21 protein-coding genes are annotated in these 19,485 nt (G+C 72.8%); 12 read left to right on the forward strand and 9 right to left on the reverse strand.

Features of this window, described 5'->3' with window-relative positions:
- Positions 1 to 16: 16 nt before the first annotated feature.
- The gene (locus HD593_RS31115; RefSeq protein WP_185105544.1) at positions 17 to 988 is read left to right on the forward strand and encodes a tyrosine-type recombinase/integrase; all 972 of its coding nucleotides are present in this window, start codon (positions 17 to 19) and stop codon (positions 986 to 988) included.
- 112 nt (positions 989 to 1,100) lie between these two features.
- Here HD593_RS31115 and HD593_RS31120 read toward each other — a convergent pair whose 3' ends face one another.
- Positions 1,101 to 2,795, reverse strand: coding sequence for a SulP family inorganic anion transporter (locus tag HD593_RS31120; RefSeq protein ID WP_312903829.1), 1,695 nt, complete (start codon positions 2,793 to 2,795; stop codon positions 1,101 to 1,103).
- A 234-nt stretch (positions 2,796 to 3,029) separates the two neighbouring features.
- Positions 3,030 to 3,632, reverse strand: a complete 603-nt coding sequence (locus HD593_RS31125; RefSeq protein ID WP_185105545.1) for a TetR/AcrR family transcriptional regulator — start codon at positions 3,630 to 3,632, stop codon at positions 3,030 to 3,032.
- A 67-nt stretch (positions 3,633 to 3,699) separates the two neighbouring features.
- Here HD593_RS31125 and HD593_RS31130 point away from each other — a divergent pair, with 67 nt between their 5' ends.
- The 6 genes from HD593_RS31130 (at position 3,700) to HD593_RS31155 (ending at position 9,707) form a co-directional block, all read left to right on the forward strand.
- Positions 3,700 to 5,682 (forward strand): HelD family protein, encoded by a 1,983-nt coding sequence (locus tag HD593_RS31130; RefSeq protein WP_185105546.1) that lies wholly within the window; start codon positions 3,700 to 3,702, stop codon positions 5,680 to 5,682.
- Between the two features lie 72 nt (positions 5,683 to 5,754).
- Complete coding sequence (locus HD593_RS60510; protein WP_221525078.1) at positions 5,755 to 6,255, forward strand: hypothetical protein; 501 nt, start codon at positions 5,755 to 5,757, stop codon at positions 6,253 to 6,255.
- Positions 6,256 to 6,267: 12 nt separating this feature from the next.
- Positions 6,268 to 6,513 carry a hypothetical protein gene (locus HD593_RS31140; RefSeq protein ID WP_185105547.1) on the forward strand — a complete coding sequence of 82 codons (246 nt, stop codon included), beginning with the start codon at positions 6,268 to 6,270 and terminating at the stop codon, positions 6,511 to 6,513.
- Between the two features lie 12 nt (positions 6,514 to 6,525).
- Positions 6,526 to 7,122 carry an NUDIX hydrolase gene (locus tag HD593_RS31145; protein WP_185105548.1) on the forward strand — a complete coding sequence of 199 codons (597 nt, stop codon included), beginning with the start codon at positions 6,526 to 6,528 and terminating at the stop codon, positions 7,120 to 7,122.
- Between the two features lie 268 nt (positions 7,123 to 7,390).
- Entirely contained in the window at positions 7,391 to 8,050 is a 660-nt protein-coding gene (locus HD593_RS31150) for a lysophospholipid acyltransferase family protein (RefSeq protein WP_246546802.1), read from the forward strand.
- 82 nt (positions 8,051 to 8,132) lie between these two features.
- Positions 8,133 to 9,707, forward strand: coding sequence for a penicillin-binding transpeptidase domain-containing protein (locus HD593_RS31155; protein ID WP_312903831.1), 1,575 nt, complete (start codon positions 8,133 to 8,135; stop codon positions 9,705 to 9,707).
- Here HD593_RS31155 and HD593_RS31160 read toward each other — a convergent pair.
- The 4 genes from HD593_RS31160 to HD593_RS31175 all read right to left on the reverse strand — a co-directional run bounded on the left by HD593_RS31160 (position 9,704) and on the right by HD593_RS31175 (position 12,676).
- Positions 9,704 to 10,564, reverse strand: coding sequence for an alpha/beta fold hydrolase (locus HD593_RS31160; RefSeq protein WP_185105550.1), 861 nt, complete (start codon positions 10,562 to 10,564; stop codon positions 9,704 to 9,706). The genes HD593_RS31155 and HD593_RS31160 overlap by 4 nt on opposite strands.
- Before the next feature lie 67 nt (positions 10,565 to 10,631).
- The gene (locus HD593_RS31165; RefSeq protein ID WP_185105551.1) at positions 10,632 to 11,279 is read right to left on the reverse strand and encodes a PadR family transcriptional regulator; all 648 of its coding nucleotides are present in this window, start codon (positions 11,277 to 11,279) and stop codon (positions 10,632 to 10,634) included.
- A 27-nt stretch (positions 11,280 to 11,306) separates the two neighbouring features.
- Entirely contained in the window at positions 11,307 to 12,245 is a 939-nt protein-coding gene (locus HD593_RS31170) for an NmrA family NAD(P)-binding protein (protein ID WP_185105552.1), read from the reverse strand.
- The gene (locus tag HD593_RS31175) at positions 12,242 to 12,676 is read right to left on the reverse strand and encodes a nuclear transport factor 2 family protein (RefSeq protein WP_185105553.1); all 435 of its coding nucleotides are present in this window, start codon (positions 12,674 to 12,676) and stop codon (positions 12,242 to 12,244) included. The genes HD593_RS31170 and HD593_RS31175 overlap by 4 nt, the downstream gene beginning before the upstream one ends.
- Positions 12,677 to 12,769: 93 nt before the next feature.
- On the opposite strand from HD593_RS31175, the gene HD593_RS31180 reads away from it, so the two are divergent.
- The 3 genes from HD593_RS31180 to HD593_RS31190 all read left to right on the forward strand — a co-directional run bounded on the left by HD593_RS31180 (position 12,770) and on the right by HD593_RS31190 (position 14,972).
- On the forward strand, positions 12,770 to 13,360 hold the full coding sequence (locus HD593_RS31180; protein WP_185105554.1) for a TetR/AcrR family transcriptional regulator: 591 nt from the start codon (positions 12,770 to 12,772) through the stop codon (positions 13,358 to 13,360).
- A gap of 133 nt (positions 13,361 to 13,493) precedes the next feature.
- Positions 13,494 to 14,408: a helix-turn-helix domain-containing protein gene (locus HD593_RS63645; protein WP_185105555.1), complete on the forward strand. Its 915-nt coding sequence runs from the start codon at positions 13,494 to 13,496 to the stop codon at positions 14,406 to 14,408.
- Between the two features lie 93 nt (positions 14,409 to 14,501).
- On the forward strand, positions 14,502 to 14,972 hold the full coding sequence (locus tag HD593_RS31190) for an OsmC family protein (protein ID WP_185105556.1): 471 nt from the start codon (positions 14,502 to 14,504) through the stop codon (positions 14,970 to 14,972).
- Between the two features lie 51 nt (positions 14,973 to 15,023).
- Here the strand turns inward: HD593_RS31190 and HD593_RS31195 are convergent, their stop codons facing one another.
- Positions 15,024 to 15,749 (reverse strand): TetR/AcrR family transcriptional regulator, encoded by a 726-nt coding sequence (locus HD593_RS31195; RefSeq protein ID WP_185105557.1) that lies wholly within the window; start codon positions 15,747 to 15,749, stop codon positions 15,024 to 15,026.
- 92 nt (positions 15,750 to 15,841) lie between these two features.
- On the opposite strand from HD593_RS31195, the gene HD593_RS31200 reads away from it, so the two are divergent.
- Positions 15,842 to 16,588, forward strand: a complete 747-nt coding sequence (locus tag HD593_RS31200) for a siderophore-interacting protein (RefSeq protein WP_185105558.1) — start codon at positions 15,842 to 15,844, stop codon at positions 16,586 to 16,588.
- A 48-nt stretch (positions 16,589 to 16,636) separates the two neighbouring features.
- On the opposite strand, the gene HD593_RS31205 is transcribed toward HD593_RS31200, so the two are convergent.
- On the reverse strand, positions 16,637 to 17,977 hold the full coding sequence (locus tag HD593_RS31205; RefSeq protein ID WP_185105559.1) for an FAD-binding oxidoreductase: 1,341 nt from the start codon (positions 17,975 to 17,977) through the stop codon (positions 16,637 to 16,639).
- 189 nt (positions 17,978 to 18,166) lie between these two features.
- On the opposite strand from HD593_RS31205, the gene HD593_RS31210 reads away from it, so the two are divergent.
- Positions 18,167 to 19,045, forward strand: coding sequence for an RNA polymerase sigma-70 factor (locus HD593_RS31210; RefSeq protein WP_185112241.1), 879 nt, complete (start codon positions 18,167 to 18,169; stop codon positions 19,043 to 19,045).
- 59 nt (positions 19,046 to 19,104) lie between these two features.
- Here the strand turns inward: HD593_RS31210 and HD593_RS31215 are convergent, their stop codons facing one another.
- Positions 19,105 to 19,386 (reverse strand): DUF3040 domain-containing protein, encoded by a 282-nt coding sequence (locus HD593_RS31215; protein WP_185105560.1) that lies wholly within the window; start codon positions 19,384 to 19,386, stop codon positions 19,105 to 19,107.
- Positions 19,387 to 19,485: the final 99 nt, after the last annotated feature.

Raw genomic sequence — 19,485 nt, forward strand, 5'->3', positions numbered from 1 at the left:
TTCTAAGATCGTCAGGGTGAGCCTGCCCGCCGTTTCCGTGCCGGGGGCGCTGCCGGTCGAGCCGGCGCGTGACCCGTACCACGTCTACCTCGACTCCCTGACCAGCCCCGAGTCGCGGCGCACGATGCGCGGCTGTCTCGACCGGCTGGCCCGGCTGCTGACCGGTGACGACAGCGCGACGGGGGCGGGGCAGCCGTGGCACCTGCTGCGGTACGAGCACACCGTGCGGATCCGTACGCTGCTCACCGACCAGGGATGGTCGGCGGCGTACGTGAACAAGCACCTGGTGGCGCTGCGCCGGGTGCTGAAGGAGGCGTGGCGGCTGGGGCAGACCAGCGCCGAGGACCTCGCCCGCGCCTCCGACCTGGCCCCGGTGCGGCAGAGCAGATTGCCCGCCGGGCACCACGTGCCGCCCGAGGTGGTGGGGGCGGCGCTGTCGGCGTGCGACGACTCGCCCGCCGGGGTGCGCGACGCGGCGCTGATCGCCGTGCTGTACTCGACCGGCTGCCGGCGGGCCGAGCTCGGCGGGCTGGCGCTGGCCGACTACGATCCGGGGTCGCGGTCGCTGCGGGTACGCGGCAAGCGTGACAAGGAGCGCCTGGTCTACCTGACGACGGACGCGATCGGGCTGGTGGAGCGGTGGCTGGCGGTGCGCGGCGGCGGGCCCGGCGCGCTGTTCAGCCCGATCAGCAAGGCGGGGCGGCTGCGTACGCGTGACGGGCGGCCGGTGGGGCTGACCGGGCAGGGCATCGCCGACATCCTGACCCGGCGGTTCGGGGAGGCGGGGGCGGCGCGGCGCACGGCGCACGACTTCCGCCGCACGTTCATCGGCGAGCTGCTGGACGCCGGGGTGGACCTGGCCACGGCGCAGGCCCTCGTGGGGCACGCCTCGCCGGCCACCACGGCCCGCTACGACCGGCGCCCCGAGCGCACCCGCCGCGAGGCCGTCGACCGCCTCCGCCTCCCGTCCGCCCGCCCCCTGGCCTGACCACCCGCCCGGCGAGGCCGCCGCGGCGCGTTCTGCAAGTGACCTCTCCGAAGTGCGGCGATGCCGCTCCGGCGCGGGCGGGTGGCCGGGCCGGAGCGGTCGGATGCGGGGGTCAGCCCGCGAGGCGGGGCACGATGCCGGAGCTGTGCAGGCGTTCGCGGGCCGCCGCGATGGCCTCGTCGGTCGTGGCGAACACCTGACCGGCCTGGTCCAGCCGGGCGATCACCCCGAGCGCCTCCAGCGGCTGATGGTGCCCGTCGGGGATGCCCGACACGTACACCATGACCCCGCGCCCTTCGAGCCGTTCGATGGTGTCGGAGAGCACCTTCGCCCCGCTGGCGTCGATGGTGCTGACCAGGCGCATGCGCAGCACCACCACGGACACGCCCGTCACCTCGGACAGATCCATCAGCAGCCGGTGGGCCGCGGCGAAGAACAGCGGCCCGTCCAGCCGGTAGGTGACGATGTGCTCGGCGAGCAGGGCGTGCTCGTCCTCGGTGTGCTGCGGTTGCAGGTCGTGGCGGAGCGGCTCCCGGTAGAAGCGCACGTTCCGCGCGATCGCCCGCAGCGCCAGCGCCCCCGCGACGATCAGGCCGAGGATGATGGCCAGAACGGTGTCGAGGGTCAGCGTGGCGACGGCGGTCAGCACGAGCACCGCCGCGTCGCTCCTGGTCGAGCGCCACATGGCGCGTACGGAGTCGCGCTCGATCATGCGGACGGAGGTCGCCAGCAGCACCCCGGCCAGCGCGGCGAGCGGGATCTTGGAGACCAGCCCGGCGGCGGTGTAGACGATGGCGCCCAGGATCAGCGCGTGGGCCAGCGCCGCGAGCCGGGAGGTCGCCCCGGAGCGGACGTTGACGGCGGTCCTGACGATGGCACCGGTGCCGGGCATGCCGCCGAACAGCGGGGTGACGAGGTTGGCGATGCCCTGGCCGAACAGCTCCCTGTCGGGGTCGTGCCGGTGCCGTCCGGTCATGTTGTCGGCGACGGTGGCCGACAGCAGCGACTCCATCGAGGCCAGCGCGGCCACCGCGATGGCGGGGGCGATGAGGGACGGCAGCACGTCGAGGTCGAGGAAGCCCAGCGACGGTGCGGGCAGCCCCTGTGGCAGGTGGCCGATCCTGGCCAGGGGCAGCTCGGCCAGCTCCGCGCCGAGGGTGACGGCGACCACGGCCAGCAGCGAGAACGGCACGTTCGGCCGCAGGCTCGCGCCCACCAGCAGCGCCGCCGCCACGATGAAGGTGACCGACATGGCCCACCAGTGCGGCCTGGCCAGGAAGTCGATCACGGCGTGCCAGGCCACGACCGCGACCTTGTCGCTGTCGTGCGCCGGGACGCCGAGCGCGTGCGGGAACTGCTGCAGGCCGATGACGCCGGCCATGCCGACGGTGAAGCCGGCCACGACGGGCGCGGGGACCAGGGACATGTAACGTCCGGCCCGCGCCAGGGCGAGCATGACGAGCAGCGTTCCCGCCAGCAGCCCGACGGTGAGCACGCCGGAGGCGCCGTGGTCGCTCATGATGGGCATGAGCACGACGGTCATCGCGCCGCTGGTGCCCGACACCTGCAGCGCCGAGCCGCCGAACAGCGCGGCCAGCGATCCGGCGACCACCGCGGTGGCCAGGCCGGAGGCGGCTCCGAGGCCGGAGGAGACGCCGAACCCGAGTGCCAGCGGCAGCGCGACGATCGCCACGGTGAGGCCGGCCAGCAGGTTGTTGCGGGGCTGGTCGCGCATGGCGGCGAGCGCTGCCCGTTCGGGCAGCACCGACCGCAGGCGTCCCCAGCCCGCGACCATCACGCCCGTCACGTTGTGTCACCGATCGAATCGGTACGGTGACCGTGCATACACATGAAAGGTCCGTTCACCACCACTCCTTCTTGGTAAAGACAACCCCGGCTTGTCCCAAATTGCATAAATTTGCAATTCGTGAAGAGGTTGTCAGGATAACAACTACACCCCCTCTCACCTGGTTAAACTCCCCCGGCCTCGCCATATTCGCCAGCCGCGAAATCGGGCCGATACTGAAAATGCGCCACGAAATCAGGCAGTCAGCATTCCGAAACCCTGCTCCGCCGCGCGCACCGCTTCCACCTCGACCTCCGCCATCGGCCGCCCGTCCGCGAGCAGTTGCCAGTTGCGCCGGGCGAGCACCCGTTGCGTGGCCACCACCTGCCCGGCCAGCAGCCGCGCCGTCAGCTCGTCGGCCGTCTCCGCGAGCGCCCCGGCCAGGGCCTCCTCGTCGCGCGCCATGTGCTGGTGGAGCCGCCCCAGCAGGCTGGGCGCCTCGAAGAACACCATGCGGTGGTAGGCCACCACCTCGGGGTCGTCGTTGAGCCCGGTGATCGGGTCGTGCCGGGCCAGGCCGTCGAGGAAGTGGCGGCGCAGCGCCTCGACCGGCCGCTCGCCCGGGGCCCGCTCCCGCACCACCCGGGCCGACTCGCCGAGGTGGTCGGCGATCCGGTGCAGGACGAGGTCCTCCTTGGTGGCGAAGTACTTGAACAGTGTCGGCTTGGACACCCCGGCCGCCGCCGCGACCTGCGCGACGGACACCTCGTCGAAGCCGTGCTCCAGGAAGAGCGTGATGGCCGCGGTGGAGATGGCCTCGTGCACGCGCTGCCGTTGCAGCTCCCGCAGTCCCGTCATGAGCACACTCTAGCAAAGTGTTAACCTGGTTAAGTTCTTAACCGAGTTAACACTTCTGGGGGGTGTGATGGCCACGCTCGACGACGAGCGGGAGTACGTCGAACGCTGCAGGGCCGGCCTGCGCAGGATGCTGGAGGGCGCGCGGGACAACGTCATCGTCGGTGAGACCGTGGCCGGCGACCGCTACAGCGCCGAACGCCTGGGCCGGCATCTCAAGAGCCTGGCCAAGGAGCTGAGCGAGGAGCCCGAGGGCCCGCCGTTCTTCGGGCTGCTGGACTTCGGGCCGGGCTCCGCCGAGCACGCGGGGCGGGCGTACCACATCGGCCGCCGGCACATCAGCGGCGAGCCCGGCGGCCCGCCCGTCGTGATCGACTGGCGTGCGCCGGTCTCGCGCGCCTTCTACCGGGCCAGTGCCCGCGATCCGCAGGGCGTGGACGTACGTCGCCGCTTCGGCTGGTCGGGCACCACCCTCACCGGCTTCGAGGACGAGCGGCTCTCGCGCGGGGAGGAGGGCGAGAGCAGGATCCTCGCGGCCGAGATCGAGCGCCCCCGCGTCGGGCCCATGCGCGACATCGTCGCCACCATCCAGCCCGAGCAGGACGACCTCGTCCGCGCCGAGCTGGACACCTCCATCTGCGTCCAGGGCGCCCCCGGCACCGGCAAGACGGCGGTCGGCCTGCACCGGGCCGCGTACCTGCTCTACGCCCACCGCCGGCGCCTCCAGCGCGCCGGCGTGCTCGTGCTCGGGCCCAACCGGGCCTTCCTGGGCTACATCTCGGCCGTGCTGCCGGCGCTCGGCGAGGTGGACGTCGAGCAGACGACGCTGGAACGGCTGCTGGCCACCGTCCCCGTCACGGCGGTGGACGGCGAGGCGACGGCCGAGGTCAAGCACGACGCCCGCATGGCGCGGGTGCTGCGCAGGGCCCTGTACGGGCGGATCGCCAAGCCGGTCGAGCCGGTCGCGGTGCCCGACGGCTCCTTCCGGTGGCGGGTGTACGAGGACGAGCTGCGCCGCATCGTGGACGACACCCGGCGCGAGTCCCTGCCCTACGGCACCGGCCGCGAACGCGTCAGGGCACGGGTGGTCGAGTCCATCCGCCGCCAGGCCGAGGCCCGCGGGCAGACCGCCACCGCGCCCTGGCTGCGCAGGATCGGCCGCGGCGTCACCCCGTGGCTCGACCGGATCTGGCCGTCCGCCAAGCCGCAGGAGGTCCTGTACGAGCTGCTGCGCGGCCCCGCACCGGACGGCCGCGACCCCGCGCGCGGCCTGCTGACGGACGCCGAGCGCGCGGCCCTGACCTGGAGCAGGCCGCCGCGCAGCGTCAGGAGCGCGAAGTGGTCGGCGGCCGACCTGGTGCTGCTGGACGAGCTCGGCGCGCTGATCGAGCGCCCGCGCGGCTACGGCCACGTGATCGTGGACGAGGCCCAGGACCTGTCGCCCATGGAGTGCCGGGCGGTCGCCAGGCGTAGCGAGCACGGCTCGCTGACCGTGCTCGGCGACCTGGCGCAGGGCACCACGCCGTGGGCGGCGTCGTCCTGGCCCGAACGTCTGGAGCTGCTCGGCAAGCCCGGAGGCGAGGTCATCGCGCTCACCACCGGGTTCCGCGTCCCGGCGGCCGTGGTGGAGCTGGCCAACACGCTGCTGGCGGCGCTGGAGGTGGAGGTGCCCGCGACGCGCTCGTACCGCTCCGACGGGCGGCTGCGGGTGATGGAGGTGCCCGTGCTGGAGAAGGGGGTGGTGGAGGCGGTGCGGGAGGCGTCCGGGTTCGAGGGCTCGATCGGGGTGATCGCGGCGGACGCCGGCGTGGAGGCGATCAGCGCCGCACTCTGGAACGAGGGTCTCGACGTGAGCGGGCGGCTCAGCGTCATGCCCGCCTCGATGTGCAAGGGCCTGGAGTACGACCACGTCGTCGTGGCCGAGCCGGCGGCCATCGCCGAGGCGGAGCGGCGGGGTCTCAACCGCCTGTACGTCGCCCTCACCCGGGCCGTCTCCCGGCTCGACGTCGTGCACGCCCGGCCCCTTCCGCCACAGCTCGCCCGCCCATCCTGAGATGGGCATATTTCTCGACATGCGGCTTCCGTCCGGTGTGTGATGTGTGCACCCTCCGAGAGGAGCCCGCGCGTGTCCTCCTCCCCCACCCCGGGCGACCGGCCTGCCACCAGCGACACACCCGGCCAGAGCCACCCGCTCACCCCAGGCAGCACCCCCGACCAGAGCGAGCCGCTCACCGCAGGTAGCGCGCCTCATACGAGCGACCCGCTCGCCACAGCCGGCGCGCCCGAACCCAGCGGCACGTCCGAGCCCAGCGGCCCTCCCAGCGCCGGCGATGCAGGACACCGGGGCGGCATCGCTGGGGCGGATGGTGCGGGCGGGCGGCCGCAGGGGGTGATGGCGCCGATAGCGCGGGGGCCGCGGGTGCTGGATCAGGTGCCGTCGGTCATCGGGTTCGTCTGCGGCGCGGTGGCCGTGCTCTACCTGCCGGTCCTGTTCGGGCTGGCCGGGGTCGTGCTGGGCGTCGTGGGTCATGCCCGCGGCGAGCCCCTGGGCCGGTGGGCCGCCATCGCCGCAGGCGCGGGGATGCTGCTCGGCACGCTCCTCAGCATCCTGCTCACCCCGAGGTAGAGCCCTGAGGCGGTGGCCAGCGCCACGGTGGGCGACAGGCGGGCGGCACGCATCGCCGGGAACAGCCCGAGCAGCAGGTTCGTGAAGGCGCCCGCGGGTTCACGGTACGCGGCCCCCGCCCGCCCACACCTGCACCCCGGCCCTGGCCAGGCCGAACCGTTCGGCCGCCGCCCCCCGCACGACGGGCTGGTGACGGCGCCGGCGCGCGCCGGGGGCGGGCCGCGCGTGGAGGTACGGCTGCCGCGCACCACGGCGTGAGATCCTGGACGGATGCTGACGCCGATCGACACGCTGCGCGAGCAGGTCACCGCCCGGCTGGCCGCCTTCGAGCGCAGGCAGGTCCCACCGGCCGGTGGGGTGCGCAGGGCCGGCGTCACGGTGTGCGTGCTGGAGGACGACGGTGGCGGCCCGTACGTGGTGGTGATCAGGCGGGCGGCGCGCGGCCGGAACCCGGGGCAGTGGGCGCTGCCCGGCGGGCGTGCCGACGACGGGGAGCGGCCGGAGGAGGCGGCGCTGCGCGAGCTGGCCGAGGAGACCGGCGTCACGGGGGTCGAGGTGGCGGGGCTGCTCGACGACTTCGTCACCGACTCGGGGTTCGTGATCACTCCGGTGGTGGCGTTCGGCGGCCGTCAGGAGCCGGTGCCGGACCCGCGGGAGGTGGCCTCGGTGCACGCGGTGCCGCTGGAGCGGTTCCTGGCGCCGGGGGTGCCGCGCTGGCGGGGCGAGCTGCTGCAGATGCCGCTGGGGCCGTCCATCGTGATCCACGCGCCGACGGGGGCCATCCTGTGGCAGTTCGCCGAGGTGGCGTTGCGGGGGCGGGAGCAGCGGGTCTTCGACGTGGCGCAGCCGCACTGGACCAGGACGTGATCCGGTAAAGAGCGGCCCATGAGGTAGGCGCGATTACCTTCAGGGGCGGACGGTGTGCTTAACTCAAGATTGCCGATGTGGTTAGTGTCCCCCGGGCCGCAAATTACCGCCTTCACGGAATACCGTTCGGCTGGAGCCGTGTTGTGCACCTCGCCGAGGAGGCGACCGCCACATCGGCCTTAACAGCTTTTCCCAGGCGTCCCGCCGCACCGGCGGGGCGCCTGATCTATGGTGGGGTGGCCGCAGACCCGATGATCAGGAGAGCTCGTTGCTGTACGAAGTGGTCAAGTTCGCCGCCGCGCCGCTGACGAACGCGATGTGCAGGCCGCACATCTCGGGCGCGGCCTACGTTCCGAGGAGCGGGCCCGCGATCCTGGCCGTCAACCACCTGTCGGTACTCGACTCGTTCCTGCTGCCGGCGCTGCTGCCCAGGCACGTGACGTTCACCGCCAAGAACGAGTACTTCGACGGCAACCCCGTCTCCGGGTTCTTCATGCGGCTGGGCGGCAGCCTGCCGATCGACCGGGAGAGCGCGCACGCCGCGCAGGCCATGCTCGACGACGCCGCCGCCCTGCTGGAGCGGGGCGAGCTGTTCGGCATCCACCCCGAGGGCACCCGCTCCCCCGACGGCCGCCTCTACCGCGGCAAGATCGGGGTGGCCTGGCTGGCGCTCAAGACGGGTGCCCCGGTGCTGCCGGTGGCGCTCAGCGGCACCGACAAGGTCCTGCCGTACGGGGCGAAGGTGCCCAGGCCGGCGCGGATCGGCATCTCCATCGGCGCGCCGATGCGCTTCACCGGCGACCACACCAGCGCGCGTGACCGGCGGCGGGTGACCGACGAGATCATGGCGGCCATCCAGGAGCTGTCCGGCCAGGAGTACGTGCCGACGTACGCGGCCAGTTACAAGGCTTCGAATGGAATGCCCTGATTCGGACGCTAGGCTCGGACACCTGTCGTCTCGTCGAGGAGCAGGGGGCTGATCAGTGGCGCGGGGTCGTACGATCGCGATCGTGTCCGTCGCCACCGTGCTCGCGGTGGGGGCCGCGGCCGGTGGGGCGTACTGGGTGCTGCACACCAGGGGCACTCCGGCCGAGACTGCGCAGCGCTTCGCCGTGGCGTGGCAGGCCGGTGACAAGACCCGCATGGCGGCCGAGCTGGCCAGGCCCGCGCAGCTCACCGCGTACGACCAGCAGCGCACCGCGCTCGCCGTCGAGTCGGCCGCCGTCAAGCTGGGCCGGGTCACCGAGCGTGACGACCGCGCCAGCGTCCCCTACACCGCCACGCTGAATCTGAAGAACATCGGCGAGTGGACCTACCAGGGCACGATCGACCTGGTGGTGGCCGACCGCACGTGGAAGGTCGACTGGAAGCCCGCGACGCTGCACCCGTCGATGACCGAGGGGGCCGCGTTCTCGCTCAAGACCAAGTGGCCGCAGCGCGCGGAGATCACCGACGCCGACGGCGAGCGCATCGACACCGGCACGGTCGGCGGCTCGGTGCAGCAGCTCGTCGGGTTCCTCGACAAGGCCACCAAGAAGGACGTCTCCAAGCTGGGCTCCTCCTACAAGGTCGGGCAGGCCGTCGGCCGCGGCGGGTTGCAGGAGACGTTCCAGGAGCAGCTCGCCGGCACCCCCGCGACCGAGATCAGGCTCGGCGACGAGACGCTGGAGACCATCGAGGGCACCGAGGGCGAGCCCATCCAGACGACGCTCGACCCGCGGACGCAGGCCGCGGCCGTGACCGCGGTCAAGGACATGAAGAAGCCCACCTCCATGGTCGCGATCAAGCCGTCCAGCGGCGAGATCCTGGCCGTGGTCAACAACGTGGGCGGGTTCAACCGGGCGCTGGACGGCCGTTACCCGCCAGGCTCGACGTTCAAGGCGGTCACCGCGATCGGGCTGCTGGCGGCCGGGGTGTCGCCGCAGGACACGGTGACCTGCCCGAAGAACGTCAACGTCGGCGGGCTTCCGATCCGCAACTCCGACGAGGAGTCGTTCGGGTCGATCTCGTTCCTCGACTCGTTCGCGCACTCGTGCAACACGACGTTCGCGCCGCTGGCGGAGTCGAAGCTGGGCGCGGACAAGCTGCTGGACGTGGCCGAGGAAGTGGGGTTCAACCAGCCGCTGAACATCGGGGTGCCGGCCACGAAGGCCAGCTTCCCCAGGGCCGAGTCCGACGCCGAGCTGGCCGCCGAGTCGTTCGGCCAGGCCAGGATCACGGCCAGCCCGCTGTCGATGGCCTCGGTGGCCGCGGCCATCGCCGACGGCACGTGGCGCCCGCCGACGCTGGTGCCGTCGATCAAGCAGAAGGCCAAGGAGCGGGCGCTGCCCGACGGGGTGAAGTCCGCGCTGCACACGATGATGGCGGCCGTGGTGACCAAGGGCACCGCCAAGTCGGCGGGGCTGCCGGCGGGCACCCACGGCAAGACCGGCACGGCCGAGTACGGCACGGGCGAGAAGCTGAACTCCCACGCCTGGTTCATGGGCTTCAAGGGGGACGTCGCGTTCGCCGTGGTCGTCGAGGGTGGGGGCGGCGGCGGTGCGGTGGCCGCCCCGGTCGCGGCCACGTTCCTCAAGAACCTCTAGCCCTTCAGGAAGCGGCGGATCTCCTCGGCCACCCGCTCCGGACGCCCGCGCTGGGAGGTGTTCTGCGTGGCGCCGTGGTCGAGGCCGTCCATGACCACGCGCCGGGCCCGCGGCATGACGCGCTCCAGCTCGGCGAGCGCGGACCTCAGGTAGCCCTGGCTCCTGGTGCCGCCGAGCAGCAGCGTCTCCACCTCGACCGACCCGTAGGCCGCGAAGTCCGCGGGGGCCTCGGCCACGAGCTGGATGTCCTGGCGCTGGGTCGGGGCCAGCTCCCTGAACGTCGGCCCCTCCCCCGCCGCCCCGTCCTGGCTCTTCAGCATCAGGCCCGTCAGCCACTCCTGCACGCGGCGGGGCAGCGCGTTGAACAGCGGCGGGCCGAGCCGGGCGGCGCGCATGCCGGTGACGAGCGCCGCGGGGATCCTGCCCTCGGCGATCTCGCGGTCGAAGCGCGCCAGGCTGCCGCTCAGATCGGTGCCGCCGAGGCCCAGCGGGGGCTCGAAGAGGACGGCCTTGGCCAGGGAGTCGGGGGCGGTGAGCGCGGTGTGCAGGGTGATGATCGCGCCCGAGCTGACGCCGACGGCGTAGCGGGCGCCGGTGGCCTTCAGTACGGCGCCGAGGTCCTCGGCCTCGCGGGCGAGCCCGTGATCCGGGCCCGCGGGGCCGCTGTCGCCCCGGCCCCGGCGGTCGGGCAGGTAGCAGGTGAAGTCGGTGGCCAGGGCTTCGGCCAGCTCCAGCTGGCTGTGCGAGGTCTGCATGGCGCCGTGCACGATCACTAAGCCGGGGCCCTGCCCGGTCTCGCGGTAGCTGATCGTGGTGCCGTCGGCGGACGTCACGGTGCCGGTGGTGGTCGTGGTCATGATGGCTCCCCTTCTCGCCTTGAGCCGGCCGGGCGGCCCTGTCCGTATCAGGCGGCTTCTGTCCGTATCAGTCGGCCGGGCGGCCCCTGTCTGCGAGGTCCGCCACGTCGGGCGACATTTCGCCCGTCCGGTGATATGTCTGCCATTCCGTCAGGCCGGGGAACGTGCCCCCGTCCAGCTCCGCCAGCAGCGACCGCACCCAGCCGGCCTGGGCCTGCCGCATCGCCAGCGCGTACTCCGACTCGACGAGGAACAGCCGGGGCACCTCGGCCCGCTCCTGCTCCAGCGCCCGCCGGTCGGCCTCGATCTGGTCCTCCAGCAGCTCCAGCCGCTGCCGCAGCAGCGGCGCGACCTCTTCGGGGCCGAGGCCGGCCATCACCGACAGGCCCGCCTCGAACGCCGACGGCTCCCGGCGCGGCTCGGACAGCAGCTCCCTGGTCCAGTCGTCGGCCTCCCGGCGGCCCGCGTCGGTGATGCGGTAGACGGTGCGCTCGGGGCGGGCACCCTGGCGGCCGCTCTCCACCGCCTCCAGGAGGCCGTGTTTCTCCAGGTTGCGGACGACGGTGTAGAGGGAGCCCCACTTGATCGGCATGTCCTGGTCCTTGCCGCGGGAGCGCAGGACGGAGGCCATCTCGTAGGGGTGCATGGGGCGCTGGACGACGACGGTGAGCACGGCCAGCGCCAGCAGGTTGCTCACGGGACGTCGTCGGGGCATCTCCACTCCTTCACCCGGGTTGCCTGTCTACCTTACTCGTAGGCGAGTATACGCAGGCGGATATTCGTCGGCAAGGGTCTCCCGGAAGGCTCGCGGCGGGCGGCCCGTGATCCGCTCGACGGTGCCGGTGACCCGCTCCTCCGACCCGCCGCGGAGGTCGTCGTCGAGCGCGGCCAGCACGGCGGCGTACTCGGCGGGCAGGCCGCGCGCGGCGAAGTGCGCGGCCAGCTCGTCCACGGAGACCGCCCGGTGGCGGACCGGGCGGCCGTGCCGCTCGGCGAGCAGGGCGGCGACGTCGTCGTAGCTCAGCGCCTCCGGGCCGGTCAGGACGTGGGCGGTGTCGTGCGACCGCTCGTCGGTGAGGGCGTGGCCGGCGACGGCGGCGATGTCGCCCGCGTCGATGAAGGCCACCCTGCCGTCGCCCGTGGCCGACAGGATCTCGCCGTCCCGCTCTCGCAGTTCCAGGGACGGGCCCGTGAAGTTCTGCATGAACCACGACGGCCGCAGCACCGCCCACTCGGGCATCATCGTGCGGACCAGGCGGTGCACCGCACCGAGCCCCGGCCCGCCCTCCGGCACGGCGGACGAGCTGAGCTGCACCACTCGCCGCACTCCCTGGCGTACGGCCTCTTCGAGGAAGGGCTCGACGAAGGGGACGGGATCGGTCACCCCGGTGGGCGCGACGAGGTAGACGGCGGAGATCCCGCGCAGCGCGGGCGCGTACGTCCGCCGCTCCGCCCAGTCGAAGCGCACGTACGGGCCCGGCGCGCCGCTCACCGCACGGACGGGCACACCCGATCCGCGGCTGCCCGCACGGACGGACCCGGTCGGGGTCCGGCTCGCCGCGCGGTCGGACCCGGCCGGGGTGCGGCTGGCCGGGCGGACGGGGACGCCGCGTTCGTGCAGGAAGGCGGCCACGCGGGAGCCGGTGGTGCCGGTCGCGCCGAGTACGAGCACCTCGCTCATCGGGCGCCGCCGGAGAAGGCGTCGTTCAGCTCGTCCGAGCCGCCCATGATCTCGGCGGCGGCCAAGGGGCTCCAGTAGTCGCGGTAGCTCCGGATCCTCCCGTCGCGCACGGCGATCACCGCGACGTACCGCAGCCGGTACGGCCTGCCCGTGGCCACCACGAACCCGGCGGCCTCGAACTCGACGATCACCACCTCGGGATCGACGCTCTGGTGCACCGTCTTCTCGGTGACCTCCCGCATGTCCAGGATGTCGGGGTAGCCGCGCATGTACTCCTCGACCGCGGCCCGCCCCACCACCCGCTGCGGGTAGCCGGGCTGCGCGAAGGGGAACTCCAGCACGCCGTCCTCCGCCCACAGGCCGGCGAAGGCCCGCATGTCCTTGGCGAGCAACAGCTCCACGGCGTGATCGACCAGCTCACGTGCGTTCATCGGTGTTCTCCACACGTTTGGACGGTACGGTCCCGTCTCGTCGTCAACGTACCACGGGACGGCACCGTCCCGTCCAATCGCTACACTCGCCCCATGACACGTCGCACCCCGTCCGGCGCAGCCGTTCTGCAGCCCTCCGTCACCAGCGCCATCACCGAAGCCGTGCTCGACGAGTGGGCCGAGCAGGGTTACGGGCGGCTGTCCATGGAGGCCGTGGCCAAGCGGGCAGGAGTGGGCAAGAGCGCGCTGTACCGCCGGTGGCCGTCCAAGCAGGAGATGGCGATGTCGGTGATCTCCGAGTTCCTCGTGGCCTCGGCGTGGGCGCCGGACACCGGCTCGCTGCGGGGCGACCTGCGCGCGCTCCTGGACCAGCTGCTGGAGTGGATGACACACCCCCGCATCTCCCGCATCCTGCCGGACCTGATCGCCGAGGCCGCCAGGAACCCCGAGCTGGCCCGCGTGCACCAGGCGATGATCGGCGCGCCGCGGCGGGAGCGGGCCAGGCCGGTGTTCGAGCGCGCGATCGAGCGCGGGGAGCTGCCGTCGGGGACCGACGTGGAGCTCGCGCTCGATCTGGTCGCCGCGCCGGTCTACTGGCGGCTGACCGTCCGCGGCGTGGAGGCCGGGGCCGGTTACCTGGACTCGCTCACCGGCATGCTGCTCGCGGCCCTGCACGCACGGTGATGAACCACGTCGCAGGCACGGGGTTGAGCCGCGCCGCCGCCGCGGGGCTGAGCCGGGCTGAGAGTGCGAGATTGAGCCGGGCTGAGGGCGTGGGGTTGAGTCTCCAGCGGGTGGAAGGTGCAGGCTGCCGGGTGTGAGTGACGGGCTCTACACGATCGGGGAGCTGGCTCGCCGCACCGGGCTGCCGGTGCGGACGATCAGGTTCTGGTCCGACCGCGGCGTGCTGCCGCCCACCGGCCGGTCGGCGGGCGGTTACCGCCTGTACGACGAGGCCGCGGTGACCCGGCTCGGCCTGGTGCGCATGCTGCGCGAGCTGGGCGTCGGGCTGGAGGCCGTACAGGAGGTCCTGGCGCGGCGGGTCACGGTGGCCGAGGTGGCGCGGCTGCAGTTGCGCACCGTGGACGCCGAGCTGCGGGCCCTGCGGGCGCGCAGGGCCGTGCTGAGCCTGATCTCCGAACGAGGCACTTCCAACGAGGAGACGTTGATGTTGCACAGGCTGAGCCGGATTTCCGCGGCCGAACGGCGGGAGATCGTGGCGGAGTTCGTGTCGGGCACGTTCGACGGGATCGAGCTGGACGGCGACGCCGCCGTCATCGCGGACTGGATGCGCGAGCTGCCCGACTCCCCCTCGCCCGAGCAGGTGGAGGCGTGGGTGGAGCTGGCCGAGCTGATCTCCGACGAGGACTTCCGGCGGCGGCTGCGCCGGATCGCGCTGGCCGGGGCGGGGCCGCTGCCCGCGTACGAGCTGCGTTCCCGGGTGCTGGACGAGGCCGGGCCCGCGCTGGCGAGCGGGGTGGATCCAGCGTCGGAGGCGGGACGGCGGGTGCTCGATCTGGTCGCCGGGCCGGCGGTGGACAGGGCGGCGGTGGAAAGGGCGGCGGTGGAAAGGGCGGCGCTGCTGGAGTGGATGGAGACGGTGGCGGACGAGCGGGTGGAGCGGTACTGGGCGCTGCTGGCGGCGCTCAACGGCCACCAGCGGTCGGAGCCCGCCGTGCCCGCCTTCACCTGGGTGATCGCCGCCCTGCGTGCCCACGGGACCGGCTCCTGAGGCTCGCGGGCGGATTCGATACCGTTCGAACGGAAAGGACCGGCGGGGGCCAGCCCTCGCCGGTGGAGCCACGGACAGCGAGGACGGCCGCCGATGAGCCGCGAGCACCACTACCAGACCATCGTGACCTGGACGGGCAACAAGGGCACCGGCACCAGCGGCTACCGCGACTTCGGGCGCGAGCACGAGCTGTCCGCCGACGGCCCGCCGGTCATCGGGGGCAGCTCCGACCCCGCGTTCCGCGGCGACCCGGCGCGCTGGAACCCCGAGCAGCTCCTGGTCGGCTCCCTGTCGCAGTGTCACATGCTGTGGTACCTGCACAAGTGCGCCACGGCCGGCGTGATCGTCACCGAGTACACCGACACCGCGACCGGCATCATGGCCGAGAGCGCGGAGGGCGGTCACTTCACCGAGGTGGTGCTGCACCCGGTGGTCACCGTGTCGGCGCAGGAGATGGCCGAGACCGCACTCGCCCTGCACGCCGACGCCCACAAGTCGTGCTTCATCGCCAACTCGGTCAACTTCCCGGTCCGCCACGAGCCCACCGTCCGGGTGTCCGGCTGACCCGCGAACCCCGCCGCGCGGCCGGCCGGCTTCATGGGCGGCCGGTCGGCTTCATGAACTGTCGCCCTCGGGCTCGTAGTCGAGGCCGAGCCTGGGCGCGATCTCGCGCAGGCACTCCTCGAACACCGGCTCCATGTCCGAGTAGACGAAGTCGAGCTGGTTCAGCACCTCCATGCAGAGCAGGCCGTAGAGCCTGATCCAGCACGACATGAACACGTGGATCGCCTCCACGGGCAACCTCATGCCGGTGGAGGCCGCGTACGCCCGCAGTTGCTCCCTGATCGCCACGGGCAGTTCCCCGGCGGCGGGCACCGGGAACCGCCGGCTCTCCCACAGCTCGGCGATCTCCTCCAGGAAGACCTGCTCGAAGTCGCGCCCGGCCAGCTCGCGCGGCGAGTCCGGCCGCCGCTCGGCCGTGATCGGGCTGGCGAACACCCAGCCGAACTCGGCCCGGTGCGACACGGCCCAGCGCCGCATCGCCCGGCACGCCGCCAGCAGCCGCGCGCCGTGCTCCCCCGGCGGGCAGGCGTCGCGAGCCGCCTCCATGGCCTCCGTCAGCTCGCGGAAGAAGTCGGCCGTCACTGCCCCGACCAGCTCGTCGTGCCCGGCGAAGTAGTGGTAGAGCGCCGGCCCGCTCATGCCCATCTCCCTGGCCACCGCGTTGATCGTGACGGCCTGCGACCCCTGCTCGATCAGCAGCCTGCGCGCCGCCGCGCGGATCTCCGCCAGCGTCGCCTGCCGGACCCGTTCGCGCCTGCTGACGCCCTGTGCGGTCATCCGCCCACCTCTCCTGACGATCCGTTGACATCCTAGTGCATCTATGTTTCCTTAATGGCTCTAAGAAAACTTACCCTCAATAAGGAGTCGTCATGGCGCCCAACCCTCTGGCGAGTACCTTCGCCAAGTACGTCATGGAGGCCGAGGTGACCGAGACCGGCCTGGTCACGCCCACCATGCGGCGCATCCGCCTGGCGACGGGGACGCCCATCGCGTTCCCGTACCGGCCGGGGCAGCACATCCGCGTCCAGATCAACGACCCACTGTCCGTCTACGGGATCCTGCGCCCGGCCGAGACGCTGCGGACGTACACGATCTGGGAGCTCGACCCGGACCGGCGGGGGCTGGAGCTGCGCGCCCACCTGTACGACGGGGACGGCATCGGGCTGCGCTGGGCCCGGGAGGCGGCGCCGGGGGACCCGGTGACGTTCTGGTGGCCGCAGGGGGACTTCTTCACCCGGGACGAGGCGCCGTTCCACCTGTTCGCCGGGGACGAGACGGCCAGCGCGGCGTTCGGCCCGATGGTGCGCGCGCTCGGGGAGGGCGCGCGGGTGCACGGGGTGCTGGAGAGCGAGTCCGCCGAGCACGACCCGCCCATGCCCGGCCCGCACGAGCTGCGCCGCGTGCACCGGCGTGGCGCGCCGGCCGCGTCCTCGGAGACGCTGCTCACCGCGGTGGCCGGCCTGGAGCTGCCCGGCAACACCGGCGCCGCCTACCTGGCGGGTGAGGCGCGTACGTGCCGGCTCATCCGCGACTTTCTCGTACGCGAGCGCAACTGGCCCCGCAAGGCCATCAAGGTCAAGCCGTTCTGGACGCCGGGCAAGCGCGGCCTGCACTGAAGGCCCCAGGTGGCCCGGTGGGCAGGCCGCCTGGGGTCCGCTGAGACTCTAGAGGGGGCGGACGTTGTGGTTCCGGGTGAACAGGTTGGCGGGGTCGAACCGGCGCTTGACCACCGCCAGCCGCCGGTAGGTCCGCGGCGGGTAGACGGCGGCGACGTCCTCCTCGGTGGCGGAGGCGAGGAAGTTCGCGTACGCGCCGCCGGCGTGGGGCGCCAGCCTGCCCCAGAGCGTGTCCAGGGCCGGCCGGGCGGCCTCGACGACCGGCGCCGGTCCCACGACGTTGGTCACGACCATCAGCTCCGCCCGGCGGTGCGCGTAGGCGGTGGCGTCGCCGGGGACGCGGGCCACCGCACCGCCGACGCTGCGGACGGAGATGAACGGCGCCCCCTGCGCCGCCCTGGCCTCCGCGAGGACCGCCAGGACGGCGGGCACCGACTCCTCACCGACGAACGCGCTCCGGCTCACGAACCGGATGCCGGGCGGCGGGGTCAGGCCCTCCACGAGCGTGTCGGCGTACGGGATCAGCGCGACCTCGTCGTCGATCACGGTGCCGAGGCGCCGGATCGGGCCGATGGCGCGGGCGGCGAGCTCCGGGTCGTCGCCGTCGAAGGTGACCAGGATCTCGATCGGCCCTTCTGGGCCGCCGGCGAAGGGGTTGGCGACGTTCGCGATGGAGGTGAGCTCTTCCGGCGCGGTGCGGAGGTGGTCCGCCCAGCCCTGGAGCACGGTGGCCGCCTCCTGCGGCGGGAAGGTGATCCTGCCGTGGAAGACGTCCGTCGTCGGGTGCGCCGCGAACTCGAAGGCGGTCACGACCCCGAAGTTGCCGCCGCCGCCGCGCAGCGCCCAGAACAGCTCCGGCTCCTCCGCCGCGCTCGCCCGCACGACCTGCCCGCCGGCCGTGACCAGCTCCGCGGCGACCAAATTGTCCAGGGCCAGGCCGTGCTTGCGCACCTTCCAGCCGATGCCGCCGCTCAGCGTCAGCCCGCCGACGCCCACGCTCCTCGTGTCGCCCGAGGAGATCGCCAGGCCGTGCGGGGCGAGGGCGGCCGCGACCTGGCCCCAGGTGGCGCCGCCGCCGATCCTGACGAGGTGCCGCTCCTTGTCGATGATCTCCACGGTCGCGAGCCTGGCGAGGTCGATCACGACGCCGCCGTCGTTGGTGCCGAACCCCGCGAAGCCGTGGCCGCCGCCCCGCACGGACAGCACCAGCCGCGCGGCCTCGGCGAACCTGACCGCCGCCCGCACGTCCGCGACGCTCCCTGGCCGCAGGACGAAGGCCGGGCTGCCCGCGGCCACGACCGAGCGGGCGGCCGCCTCGTACTCCGCTCCGCCCGGCTCGATGACGGTGCCGCCGAAGTCGCGGCGAAGGGTTTCCAGCGCTGAACTCATCACGTTCCCCATCTCGACGTGCCCGGCCGGTGCCGGACGACCAGGAGATGCCGGCGAGCCCCGCCTTGTGACAGCACGGCGTACGTGACCTGGGACACACTCCGCTCGGACAGCGGCGGCAAGCTGTCACAAAACCGGGCGGCCCGGCATCTGGTGGACGTGACAGTCGAGAAGGAACAGGAGCCGCCCATGGCCGGCACGCCGGACCACGCCACGGCGGCGTTCGTCGCCCACCGCAACCTGCTGTTCACCGTCGCCTACGAGCTGCTCGGCTCGGCCGCCGACGCCGAGGACGTGCTGCAGGAGACCTGGATGCGGTGGGTGGGCGTCGATCTGGACGAGGTGCGGGACCAGCGGGCGTACCTGGTGCGGATCACCACCCGGCAGGCCCTGGGCCGGCTGCGGGCGCTCGGGCGGCGCAAGGAGTCGTACGTCGGCCCCTGGCTGCCGGAGCCGCTGCTGACCTCGCCCGACGTGGCCGAGGACGTCGAGCTGGCCGAGAGCGTGTCGATGGCGATGCTGCTGGTGCTGGAGACGCTCACGCCGACCGAGCGGGCGGTGTTCGTGCTGCGCGAGGTGTTCGGCCTGGACTACGGCGAGATCGCCGAGGCCGTCGGCAAGAGCCAGGCCGCCGTCCGGCAGATCGCCCACCGGGCGCGGGTCCACGTCGCGGCGCGCCGGCCGCGCGAGCCGGTCTCGCCCGCCGAGTCGCGGGATGCGCTGGCGGCGTTCCAGCGGGCCGTCCAGACGGGCGACCTGCAGAACCTGCTCGACATCCTCGCGCCGGACGTCGTCCTGCTGACGGACGGCGGCGGGATCAAGCAGGCCGCCCTGGCGCCCATCGTGGGGGCCGGTCTCGTGGCCGCGGTGCTGGGCAGGATCGACAGTTCGAGGTCGCTGCTGCCGGCGCAGGTCAACGGCTGCCCGGCGCTGGTCGTCCGGGTCGACGGCGAGCTCGACACCGTGCTGGCGGTGCGGCTCGACGGGGGGCTCATCACCGGGCTGTACGCCGTGCGCAATCCCGAGAAGCTGTCACGCATGGAACGGGAGACCGCCCTGCGCCGCTGACGGCATGACGTAACCCTGCGCGCGAACCAGCCGGCGGCGCAGGGAAGGGGGGCTGCGGGTCAGAAGGCCACGGCCAGGGCCATGGCGGCGGCGGCCTCGTGGCGGAGGAGCATGATCAGGAGCGTGGCGACCAAGGTCGCGATGAGGAGCCAGCTGATCAGGATGATGACCGTCGTGCGACGCGGCCGCCGCCTGGGCACGCGCTCCCCGCTCGACTTCGCCTCGCTGCGACGAACCCGTTCATTGAACGACTCGAGCCGAGCGACGAGTCGCGGGTCGTCATCGACGAGGTGCTGCTCGATCTGGGCCAGCATCCGCTCCTCGTCCTGCGACCAGGCCATAGGTACCTCCCGAACGCAAGCTCTGTGGCGTCTTCCTGCCCAACCATGAAGATCATTAGCCCCCGGCTGACCACTTAATTGCCACCTCTTTTCGGTTTG

This window comes from Nonomuraea rubra, assembly GCF_014207985.1.
Taxonomy (GTDB): domain Bacteria; phylum Actinomycetota; class Actinomycetes; order Streptosporangiales; family Streptosporangiaceae; genus Nonomuraea; species Nonomuraea rubra.